The organism is Vibrio sp. A11 (genome assembly GCF_013048705.1).
Taxonomy (GTDB): Bacteria; Pseudomonadota; Gammaproteobacteria; order Enterobacterales; family Vibrionaceae; genus Vibrio; species Vibrio metschnikovii.
The window spans coordinates 1-16,998 of the sequence record NZ_VHSI01000017.1; the positions used below are offsets into that span (position 1 = coordinate 1).

The following is a 16,998-nucleotide window of genomic DNA, read 5'->3' on the forward strand; positions in this document are numbered from 1 at the left end:
TTTGCCATTTGCTTCCTTCAGATTTCACCTCACGATGAACACCCTTGCATAGGCTAACGGTTCCCGCTCGACTGAGCCCGTAGAGGACTTTCACCTCCTAGATCAACGCCATGCTCGGCGCACAAACGCAAAAAGCTGGCCTGAGCCAGCTTTTGTAGACTATGTAGGATTTAAGCGCTAACTGGCTCAGCGACCACCGCCGCTTTACGCTTAGCACCAATCGGTAATACGGTTCGGCCATATTCATTATTGATCACTTGCGCCATGGCAAAATAAATCGCGCTCGCACCGCAGAAAATACCTTCAAAACCAGCAATCGTACCAATCAGCTCACTACCGGTAAAATCACGCAGCGCCAGTAAAGCAAACAAGATAGTTAACGAACCAAACACCACTTGTTTAGCGACTGGGTAGCACAGTGAACCAATAAACATAAAGCCAGTAAAAATGCCCCACAACGTTAAATACCAGCCCATAAAATGAGCCGGGCTGGCTGGCAGTCCCATATATGGCATCACCAATAAACCCACTAAGGTTAACCAAAATAAACCGTATGAGGTAAACGCAGTGGTACCAAAAGTATCGCCGCGTTTAAAGCACATGATGCCAACAATCACTTGGCTAAGGCCACCATAAAAGATCCCCATTGCCAAAATCATTGAATCAATAGGAAAGAAACCAGCATTATGGATATTAAGTAGAATTGTTGTCATACCAAAACCCATCAAGCCAAGCGGCGCAGGGTTAGCAAGTTGCGTCGACATTCACATTACCTTCAAAAATGTTAATAAAAAATTACGCGCGAAGTTTAGTGAACAAGTCGTCAAAAAGGAAAAACCATTAATGAAAACTTAGATTACACTTATACACTTTTTGTTACATGTAAAAATAGATAGCCAAAGTCCTTGAAATAAAAGGTTATTGGGTAAGTAAGTGCGTTTCCATGAACATAGCTATACGATGTGATGTGTGATGTGTGATGTGTGATGTGATAAGTACCAACGAACGTAGCCACTTCAAGTAGTAAGGGATGATATCCCTGATTTCCCTGATTACTCAGAGACGGGCAGTCAAGGATGGAGCTGACGTCTAATCATCGACCAGTCTCCGTCCTCAATTCATGACCGAGAATAACTCAGCTTAAGTCATTTTAGCCCTCTGGTTCGGCGGCTTGAGCTGAGGATGAGCCGCGAGTTAGCAAGGTAAAGCAAGCTTGTGCAATTAATACAAACGTAAACGGCAGTGCCCCTGCGATGGCAATCTGTTTATTGAGATCAACATCGTTAATCGTAACCAAGGCAATCGCTAAAGTGACCACAATCACTGACCAACTGATCTTACTGGTCAAACGTTGATCATTGGTCAGCATGCCAGCGGCATAGATAGCCGAATCAGCACTTGAAATAACAAACGTTAGTAACAATACCAGCGCCACTATCGCTAATAGATTGCTCGCAGGAAGATGAGAGAAAAACACGAATAAGCCTTTGGTGTAATCATCACTCACTGCTGTGATGACTTCTTGTAGATAAAGACTATCGAATATTGCACCAGCAAAGCCAGAGAACCACAAAACAGAAGCAAGTGTAGGGATCAGCACGGTACAACACAAAAATTGTCGAATACTTCGTCCGCGGCTAATGCGAGCAATAAATGGCCCAACAAACGGCGTCCACGCTATCCACCAAACCAGATAAATCACCGTCCAATTTTGACTCCAGCTTTTATTTTCTCCCAGAGCACCGAACGAGACTTGCGGTAGAATGTTGATATAAGTGACTAAAGAACTCAATAGACGCTGGATAACCGCTAAGGTATCAACATAAACAAACACCACGGCAAATAAAACCAACATGAGCAAGACGTTAAAACGGCTGAGTTGCTTAATGCCTTTTTGTAAGCCTAACGCACTTGATGCAGTAAATAACACGCCAAGTAACACCGTCAAACCAATCCGCAATACGGTTAAATCCCCTTGATAACCACTAACACTACGTATCCCTTGCTCAACCAGTGCCATGGTATTAGCCAACACACCAGCAATCCCAAATAAAATCGCCAATACTGCAATTAGGTCAATGTTGGATAACCACCCCGCTTTATTGTGACCAACAAATGACGCACTGACTCGCATCGGTCTTTTTTGTACATAAGCTAGCCACGCCATCATCAAGCCAGCGAGGGCATACAAACTCCAAGCATGAATTCCCCAGTGAAAATAAGTTAAGGCTAAAGCGAGATCTTTTTGATCGCCTTGATAATCGATACTTGGCAGATGATTAAAATGGAAAATCGGCTCCGCAACGCCCCAAAAAATTAACCCCGAACCCATCCCGGTGGTAAAGAGCATGATTAACCACGTCGTAAAAGAAAACTCTGGCTGACCATCACCGAGTGTTTTTTTACCGATTGGACTAAAACAAAGTACGACGCACAAGACAACAGCCAAGCTGGAAAGAAGGATAATTTGATCGTCAAACTGCTCAATACTCCATTGGGTTAATTGAGCAAGTTTAGCCACGCTGATGCTAGGAAAAGCGACAAAAAAAACCGCAATCAAAGCGGCAAAAAAATCAGGCGGTGGGAAGGTTGTGGTAAAAAAGTCATGAATATCAGGTATCAGTCAGTCAATCGGCATGACCTAATACGCAATTAATCCGCTAATAGGTCATCAGAAACCATTGTTAAGTACGATCCCAAAACCATGCTGAGAATATACAAAAACCGTGGCATATGTTGACCTAGCTTAACACAATTTATTTTCATTTTTGCAACCTTGATGCTCCTCTCCTGCCTTTTATCGAGAAAAGCAGCAGGCAATATGAGTTAATCTATATCGCCTGTTACTTTAAAGATAACGCTATTTATCTAGGGCTGTGTAATCGCCATCCAAGGATCACCCGCTGTTGGTACATCACCTTGCGACCACCATTTCACCTGATACACCACTCCTTGATAGGTCACACGATCACCAGCATAGTAAACCTTACTGGCTTGCCATAGCTCAGTTCCTTCAACCGGTGGTTCATCTGGCTGTTCAGGCTCGGTTGACTCTAATTGTTCTACCACCCGCACTTTAGGCCAACTGGCGTGAGACTGATAATAGTTGGTCACACACTTTTCATAATCGCCTTCAACCAGAGCTGAATAGGCGGTTTGAAAGCCGACTAAATTACACTCAAAAGAGTAACCACCGGGACGATCAGGATAATAACGCCAATTGCCGTCCCAATTGGTGTAAAGGACATCCGTTGCACCATTCAAATTTAAACTGCCATAAGGCGTTTGTTGCCAACAAGTATTCAGCTCATCAGTTTCAATCGGGATCTGATAATGCTCAGCCAAACCTTCCCAATAACGAATCCGGTTAACCGGCTGACCTTTATCTTTATTTTGCTCGCCACACTCAATTCCACCATTAATGACATTGATGGTGGTACCAAATCCATAACCAATTCCTGCATCGATTTCACGTTGAGAAGGCGTCCAAGTACGGTCGATAACGTGCAACATTGCTGGTTTAGGTGCTTGAGGGGTTAAAAAGAACCAAATCGCAGAAGCAAGGTTAAGCCAAGAGTCCGCGACTAATCCGGGATTATTCAATAATACAGAAGCATCCCCATCAAACATCACTTCTGAAAAAGCACCGTAGTTAAAATGATAAGAAAGCTGTTTGGCACCGCGACCAAAATAACCTTGTCCATCACCACACGGCCATTTCCGGTTTTGCCAGTCATTTTGTCCACATCCTGTGGTATAACCAAGTTGCCCTTCCGACCAGCCCATTTCCCGAACATGGACAAGCGCTTGCTGCCACTCTTCCAGTCCGAGTGGATTATCAGAAATATTATCTTTCGCAATATGGCCCCCGGTCTCTTGAGCAAAATGTGCAAAAGCCGTGATCACCGACTTTTTACAAATAGCATCGGCATCACGTCCATCATCATAATCACCACAAAAGGCGGGGAACTTGCCGATGGCTCTTAAAAATCGGGTATAGGTGTATTCAGGTGCGGCCATATGAGTGAGGAAATTCCACTCATGTTCAGGAAAAACCCTTTCCACCCGTTTTACATTGTCTGGATTACTCACCAACCCCGGCTCAATACTGTCGACTAAACTATTAGGTGCTGTTCGTAAAGCCTGTGACCAAATCGCATACATAGGATCCGCCGCTTTTTGCTGTTCAATGGCTTGTAACTCCACGCGAGATACCACGTATCCGGAGCTGTCGAGAGGATCGACTTGAATCGTCATTGCATAGCTTGGGAGTGCACAAATAAGACTCACCCAACAGGCCGTTTTATTGAGTATGAACATGAAAAAAATACCTCTTATTGATAAACGCCACTTTAGGATAGAGGCCATTCATCTGCTTTTAAGCAAAAACAAACGATGATAAGACGGTTTTGCGAGGCATTAGCGATCATCCTACACCTATGTTGCATGGTGACATTTTTCTTGGAAGCACCACGACAAATGTGGCCCAATAAAAAACCTCAGGCAGAACCTGAGGTTTGATAAACAGTAAACTCAAAAAACCAATACTGGGAAATCATTCCCACTCGAATATCAATGAGCAGAAAATAAATCTATATAACAGCTAGTTAGAAAGGAGACTATTAACGATACCATCATCTGTACCATGCGCAGAATTTTTTTGATTTTTTGCTGATCGTCGACGTATTTTATAACATTCCAAACTTATACCATAGTAGCTTGTTCCGTAGCCCCTTTACGACTACCAACCATCAAAGCAAGACTTAGCAGCGTAATTAATGAAGCAGATAAATAAAGCGTACTAATATTCCAATGGTCTAAAATTCCTGCTCCTAATACGGCCCCCATACCAAGAGCGCCATTGAAAATAGCAGCATAAATAGCTGAAGCTGGTAATGCATCGTCTTTAGCTAATCGGATGATCCATGTTTGAAGACCAACGAATAGTATCGCAACACCAAGGCCCCATCCGGAGACGATCAGTAGTGTAATTATTTTACTGTTAACAGTCGGAAGACTAATTAACATCAAACACAACGAAATAAGTAGAAGCCCTGTGCTAAGGACTCTCTTTAAGTAGTTGTCTATATACATTCCACACATGAAGTTACCAACTATACCAGCAACACCAAATGTCAACAGACAGATAGAGATCCAACTGTTTGGCAGGGCAATCACTGAAGAAAGTAACACCTCAATATAAGTAAATGCAGCAAAGTGTGAAACGATACCACAAACCGCAATGAGGTAGACGATTCTCAACTTCGAATTTCGAAACACAGAGAAGAGTTGACCCCTTCCCAAACGCGGTGTACCTGATACATGCGGAAGGCTTAGAGCCAGAGTTAATGCCGTAACAACAGATAATATTGCTAAAAGTAAAAATGATGATCGCCAGCCAGCATCAGAGCTTATCCAATTAATCAGTGGGACACCTAAAACACTCGCGGTTGAAACGCCGCCGAAAATAATGGCAGTGGCTTTCCCCACGCTACTTTCTGAGACCAGCTGTGCGCCCAAAGTGCCAATCATTGCCCAGAAAGCACCATGAGCAAGAGCACCGACAAGCCTGGCAGCTAGCAATACGCTAAAACTATGACTGACAGCTGCCACACCATTAGACAGCCCCAATAATAGCATCAGTCCGACTAACAATGGTCGACGGGGTAAATGGCTAATCATCATGACTGAAATTAAAGCGGCAGCGGCACCAAGCCATGCATACAAAGTAACCACTAACCCTGTAGAACTAGCACTCTGCTGCATATCCTGTGCAATCGAAGACAACATACCTATTGGTGCTAACTCAGTAGCAACAACCGTAAATGACGCAATACCAAGCATAAAAACAGCGACCCAGCTGCGCCAATTTGTGTGGTTTAACGGGCTCAAGCGTTCACTCCTTTCATACCTTCAGTTGTATAACGCTCCCCTGCGGGCTGAAATTCTCGCACTGCTGATTCAATGCGGGCCAAATCGGCTGCCGTTAATACGACATCAGGAGCTCCCAAATTATCAATCAAATGCTTCATTTTCTTTGTACCCGGAATAGGTACGATGTCAGGTCCCTGTGCTAATAACCATGCCAATGCAATTTGTGCCGAAGAGCATGACTTACTACTGGCCATGCTAGCAACCACCTCTGTTAGCGGCCGATTTGCTCTTAGGTTATCAGGCGTGAATCTCGGTAATGATTGTCTTGCATCTTCAGGAGTAAAGTCACTGTCAGGCGTAATATTCCCTGTCAAAAAACCACGCCCTAATGGAGAATAAGGAACAAAACCAATACCTAATTCTCTACAAGTTGGCAAAACATCTTGCTCCACATCACGGGTCCACAGTGAATACTCGGTCTGCACGGCACTAATTGGATGAACAGCATGCGCTTTTCTCAGTGTACTTGCGCTGACCTCAGATAAGCCAATATTTGCAACTTTCCCCTCCTTAACCAATTGAGACAACGTAAAAACGGTTGTTTCTATAGGCACATTAGGATCTAATCGATGGATATAGTATAAGTCGATGCATTCAACACCTAAGCGGCGTAGTGAACTCTCGCAAGCACGACGAATATAATCTGGACTATTATCAATTACTCGTTGGTACTCCCCAGGACGACGCACAATTCCACACTTAGTCGCAACTTTAATTTCAGCACGGCTTTCTTTCAAAAACTCCCCAAGTAGCTGCTCGTTATGATAATGGCCATAAGTATCTGCGGTATCTAAAAAAGTGCAGCCAAGATCAATAGCTTTATGGAGTACCGACTTGGATTCGGCGTCATTTCTGGGCCCATAAAATTCACTCATGCCCATACAGCCTAACCCTATCTCGGAGACTTCAAGACTTTGACCTAATACACGTTTCTTCATAATTAATATCCCTTGGTTTACGTTGAGATATTCATTATGCTTTCCGAAAGTGGAGATTTATATGCACACAAACTGCAATCAGTTTTCCGAAAATGGAAACAAGAACACCCCCCCGTCTTTGAATTGGGATGATGCCAGGATATTTCTCGCCATCGCTAGAGAAGGCACATTAAGTCGCGCAGCAAAACGATTAAATTTGGGGATTGCCACCACTTCTCGACGTTTAGAACGTCTGGAGTCTGCTCTACAGACTCGCTTATTTACGCGTGATCAACAGGGCTATACATTAACCGATGAAGGCAGAGATCTGATTTCACCGGCTGAAGCCCTAGAGCAAGCTGGCTTTGCTTTTGGAGATGCTACGTATCGTAATAATGATGAAGTGATGGGTCATGTACGCCTGGCAACAGCGCAAGGATTGGCCGATTATCTAATTATTCCAGCCATGCCAAAACTTATTGCGGCTCATCCAAATTTAACCATGGAGATAGTCACGGGCGTGTCCACAGTTAACCTACACCGACGCGATGCTGACATTGCCTTGCGTATGGTAAGACCGGAACGGGGTAATGTGAGTATCCGCCGACTAGGCACACTAGGGTTTGGGCTTTACGCCTCACAAGACTACGTAAACAATAGAAAGCGCTCAGACACCACTAGCTTATCTTTCGAACATGATGATTTCATAGGGTGGTCTGAAATGCAGCAAAATTTGCCAGCAGCACAATGGTTAACAAAAATGTTAAGAGGAAAACCTTGTCGCTTAATCACAACCAGTCTGTCAGCACAAATGAGCGCTGTAGAAGCAGGAATTGGAATGGCTATACTCCCTCATTTTATTTCTAAGAAAAAAAACTTGGTTTGTGTCCAAGGTGATGTGGGTTGTGATCAGCCTATTTGGTTGGCTATTCACTCAGATTTGGCACACTCACGTAGAGTTAGGGCTGTTGTCGATTTCCTAGATATGCTTATCTCTGAAAACCAACTATCATTATCCCTATAAAAAAATGCCAGTCAGTAATACTGACTGGCATTTTTATTTTATAAGGACTTGGTTAGTTTTTACAACTAAGCCTATTCCCACTCAATAGTCGCGGGTGGCTTACCGGAGATGTCATACACCACGCGAGAAATACCACTCACTTCATTGATAATACGGTTGGAAACCTTACCCAAAAATTCATAAGGTAAGTGAGCCCAATGGGCAGTCATGAAATCGATCGTTTCTACTGCGCGTAGTGACACAACCCAGTCGTATTTACGGCCATCACCCATTACACCAACAGAGCGTACTGGTAAGAAAACGGTAAACGCTTGCGATACTTTATTGTACAAATCCGCATTGTGCAGCTCTTCAATAAAGATAGCGTCAGCACGACGTAGCAAATCGCAATACTCTTTCTTCACTTCACCGAGGACTCGCACACCAAGACCTGGACCTGGGAATGGGTGGCGGTATAGCATGTCGTAAGGTAGACCTAACTCAAGACCAATTTTACGTACTTCGTCTTTAAACAGTTCACGTAATGGTTCCACTAAGCCCATTTCCATATCATCCGGTAAACCACCGACGTTATGGTGTGATTTAATCACATGCGCTTTACCAGTCTTAGAGGCGGCTGACTCAATCACATCCGGATAAATCGTGCCTTGCGCTAACCATTTAGCGTTTTTCAATTTCTTGGCTTGCTCATCAAAAACATCAACAAACACATGTCCGATCGTCTTACGCTTTTCTTCTGGATCGGCTTTGCCTTCTAAGGCGGCGAGGAAACGCTCTTCAGCATCGACTTTGATGATGTTTAGGCCAAATTTATTGCCAAACATATCCATCACTTGCTGACCTTCGTTCAAGCGCAGTAAGCCATTATCGACAAACACACAAGTCAGACGTTCACCAATCGCGCGGTGTACCAGCATAGCGACAACCGATGAGTCAACGCCACCAGATAAGCCAAGGATCACTTCATCATCACCGACTTGCTCTTTAATCCGAGCAATCGCATCTTCAATGATCGATTCAGACGTCCATAAACGTTCACAACCACAAATATCGAGTACGAAATTCTCGAGCATTTTGAGGCCATGTTTGGTGTGCGTCACTTCTGGATGGAACTGAACTCCGTAGTATTTTTTCTCTTCATTGGCCATGGCTGCGTATGGGCAGGTCTCGGTTTCACCAATTTTTACGAAGTCGGCTGGAATTTCCACCACTTTATCACCGTGGCTCATCCACACATCTTGAATCGCTTCAAGATCGTTAAATAACGCCGATTGACCAGAAACCGTAACTTGCGCATAGCCAAACTCGCGCTCGGTAGAGGTAGCTACGCGGCCACCCAACTGCTCAGCCATCGTTTGCATGCCATAGCACACACCGAATACCGGCACGCCTGAGTCAAATACATATTGAGGCGCGCGTGGCGAATTAAGCTCAGTTACGCTTTCAGGACCACCAGACAGAATAATGCCGTCTGGGTTAAATTCGCGAATGTCCGCTTCTTCGACATCCCAGCTCCACAACTCACAGTAAACACCAATTTCACGTACACGGCGTGCAACTAATTGAGTGTATTGTGAACCAAAGTCTAAAATAAGGATTCGTTGATCATGAATGTTCTTGGTCATAGTTAAGCAGTCTTATCAGCTAAATTAAGAAACGGAGGCGAGTCTACTCGCCTCTCAGAATGGCATCAAGGAAAAAAGCAAACGTTTACGTTTAGCTCATTCGATAGTTAGGTGCTTCTTTAGAAATTTGTACGTCATGGACATGAGACTCTTTCATGCCAGCTCCAGAGATACGAACAAATTGTGCTTGAGTACGCAAGGTTTCAATATCTGGTGAGCCAGTTAAGCCCATGCATGAACGTAACCCGCCCATCTGCTGATGAACAATCTCTTTTAATAGACCTTTGTAAGCGATACGACCTTCAATACCCTCAGGGACTAATTTGTCTGCCGCATTATCGGTTTGGAAATAACGATCAGAAGAGCCTTTTGACATCGCACCTAAAGAACCCATGCCACGATAAGCTTTGTAAGAACGGCCTTGATAGAGGATAACCTCTCCTGGGGCTTCTTCGGTGCCAGCAAACATTGAACCCACCATGACACAAGATGCGCCTGCAGCAATCGCTTTAGAAATATCGCCCGAGAAGCGAATACCACCATCAGCAATCACAGGAATGCCATATTGATTAGCGACTTCTGCAGCATCAGCAATGGCGGTGACTTGCGGAACACCCACACCAGTGACGATACGCGTAGTACAGATAGAACCTGGGCCAATACCAACTTTAACGGCACTAACACCCGCTTCAATCAGTGCTCGGGCACCTTCGGCGGTCGCCACGTTGCCACCAATAATACCAAGATCAGGGTAAGCGGCGCGTGTTTCACGAATCCGTTGCAATACGCCTTCTGAATGGCCATGAGACGAGTCAATCAGCAGTACATCAACACCGGCTTCAACTAAGGCTTTAACGCGCTCTTCATTTCCCGGAGCAGCGCCAACGGCAGCGCCGACTCGTAGACGTCCTTGAGAATCTTTGCATGCATGAGGTTTACTTTCTGCTTTGTGGAAATCTTTGGCGGTGATCATGCCTTTTAATTGAAACTCATCATTAACCACCAGAATTTTCTCAACGCGCGCTTTATGCATCCGCTCTTGAACTTCTTGGCCTGAAGCACCCTCTTTCACCGTCGCCAGACGATCTTTCGGAGTCATCACATCAGAGACTAACTTAGTTAAATCGGTTACAAAGCGCACGTCACGCCCAGTAATGATCCCAACCAGTTCGTTGTTCTCAGAGACAACAGGGAAGCCGGCAAAACCGTGTTTCTCGGTCAATGCCATGACATCAGCAATCGTTGCTTGAGGACGAACGGTGACAGGATGAGTAACCACGCCGGCTTCAAAGATTTTTACTTGGTGAACTTGTTCCGCTTGCTGTTCTATCGACATATTTTTATGGATAAAACCAAGGCCACCTTCTTGTGCAAGTGCGATTGCTAGGCGAGCTTCTGTTACTGTATCCATAGACGCAGAAATCATAGGGATGTTGAGCGTAATGTTTTTGGTAAGTCGAGTGCGAAGATCGGCTGTATTGGGGAGGACAGTAGAGTGTGCAGGGACGAGGAGAACATCGTCGAAGGTCAGAGCTTCTTTAGCAATTCTTAGCATTTGCAATATCTCACAACGTGAAGGTTAAGAGTAATAAATCGCTTTATCGTTTCGCATAATAAAGAGATTTAGATTTGATATTGCGGACGGATTATACGCCCAGAGCAATCGCTTGACCACTCATTTTTTAATTTTTTATTTGCAATTACCCCCTTGATATGTATTATATTGCCGCTAATTTCCATACTTATGTCTGGCCAAATTAGCGGTGCCCTCCTTGACTAATCCAAATATCTACACGGTTTCTCGTCTTAATGCTGAAGTCAGATTGTTACTTGAAAATGAAATGGGCATCGTCTGGCTGATCGGTGAGATCTCTAACTTCTCTGCGCCCGTATCCGGTCATTGGTACTTGACCCTGAAAGACAGTCGCGCTCAAGTCAAATGCGCGATGTTCAAAGGTAATAACCGTTCCGTTTCTTTTAAGCCCCAAAATGGCCAACAAGTGTTAGTCAAAGCTAGGCTCTCTTTGTATGAGCCTCGTGGTGATTATCAAATTATCATTGAAAGTATGCAGCCTGAAGGCGACGGACGGCTACAACAAGAGTTTGAACAACTCAAAATGCAACTGGCCGCAGAAGGGTTATTTGCGCAATCACTCAAAAAACCACTTCCCGAACACCCGCGCTGTGTGGGCGTGATCACCTCAAAAACCGGAGCTGCTCTGCACGATATTTTGCAGGTGCTGAAACGCCGCGATCCAAGTCTGCCAATCATTATTTACCCGACCATCGTCCAAGGCAATGAAGCGGCGATAAGTATCGCTCAAGCGATTGGTTGTGCGAATTCTCGCGCAGAATGTGATGTGTTGATCGTCGGCCGCGGCGGCGGTTCACTGGAAGATCTCTGGTGTTTTAACCATGAAATTGTGGCGAGAACGATAGCGGCAAGTCAAATCCCGATCATCAGTGCAGTCGGCCATGAAGTGGATGTCACTATTGCTGATTTTGTTGCCGATATGCGCGCGCCAACGCCGTCTGCTGCAGCTGAACTGGTAAGTCGAGACAATAGCAATAAAAAACAGTCATTTAATCAAAAACAACACCAACTCACCAATAGCATTCGCTATTACTTTGCCCAGCAAAAAAATCAGTTACAACAGTTGCAACACCGATTGGATAAACAACACCCAGCTCACCGTTTGCAGCGACAGCGTCAACAATTGGATGAACTCACCTTACAATTGACACAAGCGATGCAACGGCGTTTGATGTTATTAGCCAAAGGCGTCAGCCAACAGCAGTATCGCTTACAGCTTCGCTCTCCAGAAAAACAACTCAGTGCACAAAAGCATCAGTTGATGATGAGCCAACATCAGTTGCGTAAAGCAATGGAGCGTCAATTACTCGACGCACAGCATCGTTATGCCCGCTTAGTGGATAAACTCAATACCGTCAGTCCACTCGCCACCCTCTCTCGTGGCTACTCAATTACCCAAAATGAACGCGGTGAAGTGATCCACAGTAAAGACCAAGTCCAAACTGGTGAAGTGATTGTTACCCGCTTAGCACAGGGTGACATTCGTTCTACTGTTAATTAATCACCATCAACAACCAGCGAGCTTGTTACTTTAGCTTTGCGAATTCAATCTGAACACGTGATTTAGACTTAAGTTCGTTGCACGAATGACAAAAATAATTCGCCGCACCACAAGCCTGAAGCTTTTCTAACTCTGCGCTACAATCTGGGCAGTGAGCTATTTTTGTATAATTTACATCACACGACGCACAGTAATAACGACCATTCCAGACCAATTCATGCGAGCATTGTGGACAACATGTTTCCATTGCAGGTTTCCTTACTGATAACGATTACTTTACCAAGACGCTACATCACCGGCAGAGCCGAAGCCGTCGATTAATCCAACACGATACTCCGACTGGTTGACAAAAAAGGTCAACAAAGGCGGCACACATCACTGCGGCTTCAAGTAGAAAAAGGGATGGCCTAGAACAGTATAAGGCAAAAAGACACCGAGCCCCTCTTCTTCAAATCGCAAGGCCCTAGCGATCATACCGCCAAGTACTCGATAGAACAAATGGGCCATTGGTGATTTCAGCCGATCTGTCTATTTACATAAAATCACGTGAATCGTTCCACTTGCTGTGCTTTGGGATCTATCATGGATCTTTTGCTTTATCTACCTTGATCAGCGATCTACCGTAAAAAGAACATTTATATCACCACACACCGAAAGCATAAGTTACATATTCTGCATTTGGATTTTAAACAGATTAAAAATCTAAATTAAAATTCACAAACCTAAATTCACAATATTTAATAAAATGATCATTATCACTAATTCTTCCTTATAAGATCCTATTTTAAGCATAGTATAACGCCATACTCAAAGAGGAAGCGTTAACTCATCCATCAAAAACCGACAAAATACAATGACGAAAAGGGATAAAAAAAGCCCAAGCTAACAGCTTGGGCTTTTTATAATATATCGACCTAGGTCTATTTTCGACGATCTTTCACCATGGTCATTAAACGCTTACGTTTACGTTCTTGAGATAACGTCAACTTGCTCACTTTGTTCTCAAATGGGTTTTCACTACTTTGGAACTGAATACGAATTGGCGTACCCATGATTTCTAATGATTTACGGTAATAGTTCATTAGATAGCGTTTATAGGAATGGGGCAGTTCATTAACCTGGTTACCATGAATAACAATGATCGGTGGGTTATAACCACCTGCGTGAGCGTACTTCAGTTTAACGCGTCGACCACGAATCAGTGGTGGCTGGTGATCATCGGTTGCCATTTTCATGATACGAGTTAATACCGAGGTTCCCACTCGTGTCGTGGCAGAACGATACGCTTCTTGTACCGACTCAAAAAGGTGACCAACTCCGGTACCATGCAGCGCCGAGATAAAGTGAATACGAGCAAAATCAACAAATCCTAAGCGGCGATCCAACTCTTTTTTCACACGCTCTTTGATATCATTGCTCAAGCCATCCCATTTGTTGATCGCAATGACCACCGAACGTCCAGCATTTAAAGTAAAACCGAGTAGGCTTAAATCTTGATCAGAGATATTTTCACGAGCATCGATCACTAATAGCACAACGTTAGCATCTTCTATCGCTTTAAGCGTTTTAACAACAGAAAATTTTTCTACCGTTTCATTGATACTTTTACGACGACGCACACCCGCGGTATCGATCAAGACATACTCACGATCGTCACGCTGCATTGGAATATAAATCGAGTCACGTGTGGTGCCGGGCATATCATAAACCACAACCCGTTCTTCACCTAAAATACGGTTAGTGAGCGTTGATTTACCTACATTAGGTCGACCGATAATGGCCAGTTTAATCGGTTGATCTTGTAACCTTTTAAATTCTGCTTCCGCTTCTTCTTCAGTGTATTCCAACTGCTCGGGCTCATCAGTATCAACAAACTCCGTCAGATCTTCTAGATTCTGTAGATCTTCGTTCATCTGCTCTGCGAGCGGATTCAACGCGCGATCGATAAGAACAGCAACGCCTCGACCATGGGCTGCGGCAATTTGGTACATCTGCGATCCCATCCCGAGCTGCCAAAATTCAGCGCAAGCCGCATCAGCATCAATACCATCGACTTTATTCACAACCAAAATCGCGTTTTTCTCAATACGACGCAAATGCTGAGCAATGGCTTCATCGGCAGAAGTTAACCCAGCACGACCATCAACCATGAACAAGACGACGTCCGCTTCGTCGATCGCCGCCAATGATTGCTGAGCCATTTTAGTTTCAACGCCTTCTTCTGTGCCATCAATACCACCGGTATCAATCACGATGAATTCGTTTTCACCTAATTTTGCTTGGCCATATTTTCTGTCGCGGGTTAAACCGGGGAAGTCCGCTACCAGTGCATCTCGTGTACGGGTGAGTCGGTTAAATAGCGTCGATTTACCTACATTTGGACGCCCAACAAGAGCAACAACAGGTATCATAACAACCTCAATAATAATTCTTTCTTATGTAATTATACTCAAATGATTTTGCTACTCGGTACAAAAGTTTAGTATGACAAACACATTTGGGTATACAAACTCAAGGTTTATTGCAGCAAAACGGCCCCTAGCTGTATACAGCCAGGAGCCGAATGTGAATTATATCACGATTTATTGAGTGATAGTCAGTTTCTTTATTTTACCATCTCGCGAGACAATCAAGTAGCCATCGTCAAGTGCAAGGGGACCGACTGCAAAACCGCTTTTACTGACGAATTGCTGAGCCACAAATTCGCCGCTATTGCGATCCAACCAGTGAAGGTATCCCTCACTATCACCAACAACTAGGTAACCATCAATCAATTTAGGCGCCGTTAACAGTCGGTGCTGTAGCTGATTATTCTGCCATAGTTCCGTCCCGCTACGTGCATCAACGGCAACGACATGATCTTTATCAGTAACTAAAAACAGACGGCGGCCATCGCTGACCATATCCGTCGTTGACGAATAATTGCGTTTCCATACCGCACTACCTGAACGCAAATCAATTGAAATTAACTGCCCATTAAAACCGATGGCGTACAAGTTAGCTCCAATGATCAATGGCGCAGCATCAACATCAACTAAGCGATCAATTTCGGTTGCGCCTTGCGGTTGACCTATCGGCTGTTGCCAAATTAATTGACCACGTTCAATAATTGCGGCGGCAAGACGACCGTTAGAGGTTCCCCAAAAAACACCACCAGAAGCGGTAACAGGCCGACTATCACCACGTAGGGTTAAGCTGGGTACTTCGGTACTGATGGTCCATTTTTGAGCGCCATTAGTACTGTCTAACGCAAGCAATATGCCTCGACTGGTATTCACAATCACTAAGTTACTGTCTGTGGCAACCGAAGCCAGTACTTCACCGGCTACATCGACACGCCAATTCAGCTCGCCCGTTTCGGCATCTAAAGCCAGGACTTGACCGTTTTCACTGCCGATAAACAGCTGATTGTAAGCGGCAACAATGCCCCCAGATAAACGCGCTGGCATATCTTGTCTTACATTAACACGCCATAATGTTTTCCCGTCATTGGGATCAAGGGCTTTGACTTCGCCATCACGACTAGCAACAAACACTTTACCATAAGCGTATTCAGGAGTCAGATTAGAGAAAAAATGACCGACTCCCCGACCAACCGAGTTACTCCAAATGGGTTGCGGTGTAAACTCACTACTCACACTAGGTAGCGGAGCCATAATGATATTTTCTTCTTCCCCAGCACATCCGCCTAACAAACCGATTACGGCCGCAGACAAAAGCACTTTGTTGAATATTTTTTTCATCAACAGATGCCCTTATCTGGCTAGATCATCGAGTTTCAGCTGTAATGTTTGGCTAGCATTACTCGATTGTTGAGCTTGTGAATAGGCTGCATAAGCCGCGTCTTTATCTCCTTTACGGAGTGCAATATCACCACGTAATTCAGCAACACGTGCAGCCCAACTTGCCTCAGTAATCGTTGTTAATTCAGCCAGCGCGGCATCAAATTGCTGCTGCTCAGCCTGCAAACGTGCAATACGAAATGCAATGACTGGGGTTAATGCTGCGTCTTTCGTCGACTTCTTAGCCCATTCAAGTTGCGCTAACGCCTCATCTAACTGCCCGGCATCGGCTTGTGCTTTAGCAAGCTGCATCGCCGCTAAAACAGCGTATTCTGATTTCTGATGATTATCGATAAAATGCTGTAAATCTGACTCAGCTTGCGCCCCTTTAGCTGAAAAGTTAGCGATAGCTTTGCTATACGTTTCAGACGTTGTTTCTTGACCCGTCGTAGTTGAATGCTGGTAATAACGCCATCCAAACAAACCGCCAAGACCAAGTACCGCACCAAGGAGAACGGCTTTACCATTCTCTTTCCACCAATCTTTTATCGCTTCAACTTGTTGTTCTTCGGTATCGTAGAGTTCCACTTCCTGTCCTCTTAAATAAGAAATCTCAAAAAC

At 44.5% G+C, this 16,998-nt stretch carries 13 protein-coding genes; 2 read left to right on the top strand and 11 right to left on the bottom strand.

The window, feature by feature from the left end:
* Positions 1-170: 170 nt before the first annotated feature.
* From FKQ60_RS14800 to FKQ60_RS14820, 5 genes are all read right to left on the bottom strand, one after another.
* On the bottom strand, positions 171-764 hold the full coding sequence (locus FKQ60_RS14800) for a GPR1/FUN34/YaaH family transporter (protein ID WP_154168954.1): 594 nt from the start codon (positions 762-764) through the stop codon (positions 171-173).
* A gap of 386 nt (positions 765-1,150) precedes the next feature.
* A complete protein-coding gene (locus FKQ60_RS14805) occupies positions 1,151-2,560 on the bottom strand; it encodes a BCCT family transporter (RefSeq protein WP_170906683.1) in 1,410 nt (469 codons plus the stop codon).
* 308 nt (positions 2,561-2,868) lie between these two features.
* On the bottom strand, positions 2,869-4,320 hold the full coding sequence (locus FKQ60_RS14810; RefSeq protein WP_170906684.1) for a chitinase: 1,452 nt from the start codon (positions 4,318-4,320) through the stop codon (positions 2,869-2,871).
* A 384-nt stretch (positions 4,321-4,704) separates the two neighbouring features.
* A complete protein-coding gene (locus tag FKQ60_RS14815; RefSeq protein WP_170905249.1) occupies positions 4,705-5,892 on the bottom strand; it encodes an MFS transporter in 1,188 nt (395 codons plus the stop codon).
* Positions 5,889-6,872 (bottom strand): aldo/keto reductase, encoded by a 984-nt coding sequence (locus tag FKQ60_RS14820; protein WP_158137958.1) that lies wholly within the window; start codon positions 6,870-6,872, stop codon positions 5,889-5,891. The genes FKQ60_RS14815 and FKQ60_RS14820 overlap by 4 nt, the downstream gene beginning before the upstream one ends.
* 61 nt (positions 6,873-6,933) lie before the next feature.
* On the opposite strand from FKQ60_RS14820, the gene FKQ60_RS14825 reads away from it, so the two are divergent.
* Complete coding sequence (locus FKQ60_RS14825) at positions 6,934-7,875, top strand: LysR family transcriptional regulator (RefSeq protein ID WP_170905248.1); 942 nt, start codon at positions 6,934-6,936, stop codon at positions 7,873-7,875.
* A gap of 71 nt (positions 7,876-7,946) precedes the next feature.
* Here FKQ60_RS14825 and guaA read toward each other — a convergent pair whose 3' ends face one another.
* Positions 7,947-9,500, bottom strand: a complete 1,554-nt coding sequence (gene guaA, locus FKQ60_RS14830; protein WP_004395834.1) for a glutamine-hydrolyzing GMP synthase — start codon at positions 9,498-9,500, stop codon at positions 7,947-7,949.
* A gap of 91 nt (positions 9,501-9,591) precedes the next feature.
* On the bottom strand, positions 9,592-11,055 hold the full coding sequence (gene guaB, locus FKQ60_RS14835) for an IMP dehydrogenase (protein WP_170905247.1): 1,464 nt from the start codon (positions 11,053-11,055) through the stop codon (positions 9,592-9,594).
* A gap of 208 nt (positions 11,056-11,263) precedes the next feature.
* On the opposite strand from guaB, the gene xseA reads away from it, so the two are divergent.
* On the top strand, positions 11,264-12,595 hold the full coding sequence (gene xseA, locus FKQ60_RS14840; RefSeq protein ID WP_158137955.1) for an exodeoxyribonuclease VII large subunit: 1,332 nt from the start codon (positions 11,264-11,266) through the stop codon (positions 12,593-12,595).
* A gap of 25 nt (positions 12,596-12,620) precedes the next feature.
* On the opposite strand, the gene FKQ60_RS14845 is transcribed toward xseA, so the two are convergent.
* The 4 genes from FKQ60_RS14845 to FKQ60_RS14860 form a co-directional block, all read right to left on the bottom strand.
* Positions 12,621-12,842 carry a zinc ribbon domain-containing protein gene (locus FKQ60_RS14845; RefSeq protein ID WP_158137954.1) on the bottom strand — a complete coding sequence of 74 codons (222 nt, stop codon included), beginning with the start codon at positions 12,840-12,842 and terminating at the stop codon, positions 12,621-12,623.
* Positions 12,843-13,515: 673 nt separating this feature from the next.
* Positions 13,516-15,006, bottom strand: coding sequence for a ribosome biogenesis GTPase Der (gene der / locus FKQ60_RS14850; RefSeq protein WP_158137952.1), 1,491 nt, complete (start codon positions 15,004-15,006; stop codon positions 13,516-13,518).
* 171 nt (positions 15,007-15,177) lie between these two features.
* On the bottom strand, positions 15,178-16,338 hold the full coding sequence (gene bamB, locus FKQ60_RS14855) for an outer membrane protein assembly factor BamB (RefSeq protein ID WP_158137950.1): 1,161 nt from the start codon (positions 16,336-16,338) through the stop codon (positions 15,178-15,180).
* 12 nt (positions 16,339-16,350) lie between these two features.
* Positions 16,351-16,965 (bottom strand): tetratricopeptide repeat protein, encoded by a 615-nt coding sequence (locus tag FKQ60_RS14860; protein ID WP_004395839.1) that lies wholly within the window; start codon positions 16,963-16,965, stop codon positions 16,351-16,353.
* Positions 16,966-16,998: the final 33 nt, after the last annotated feature.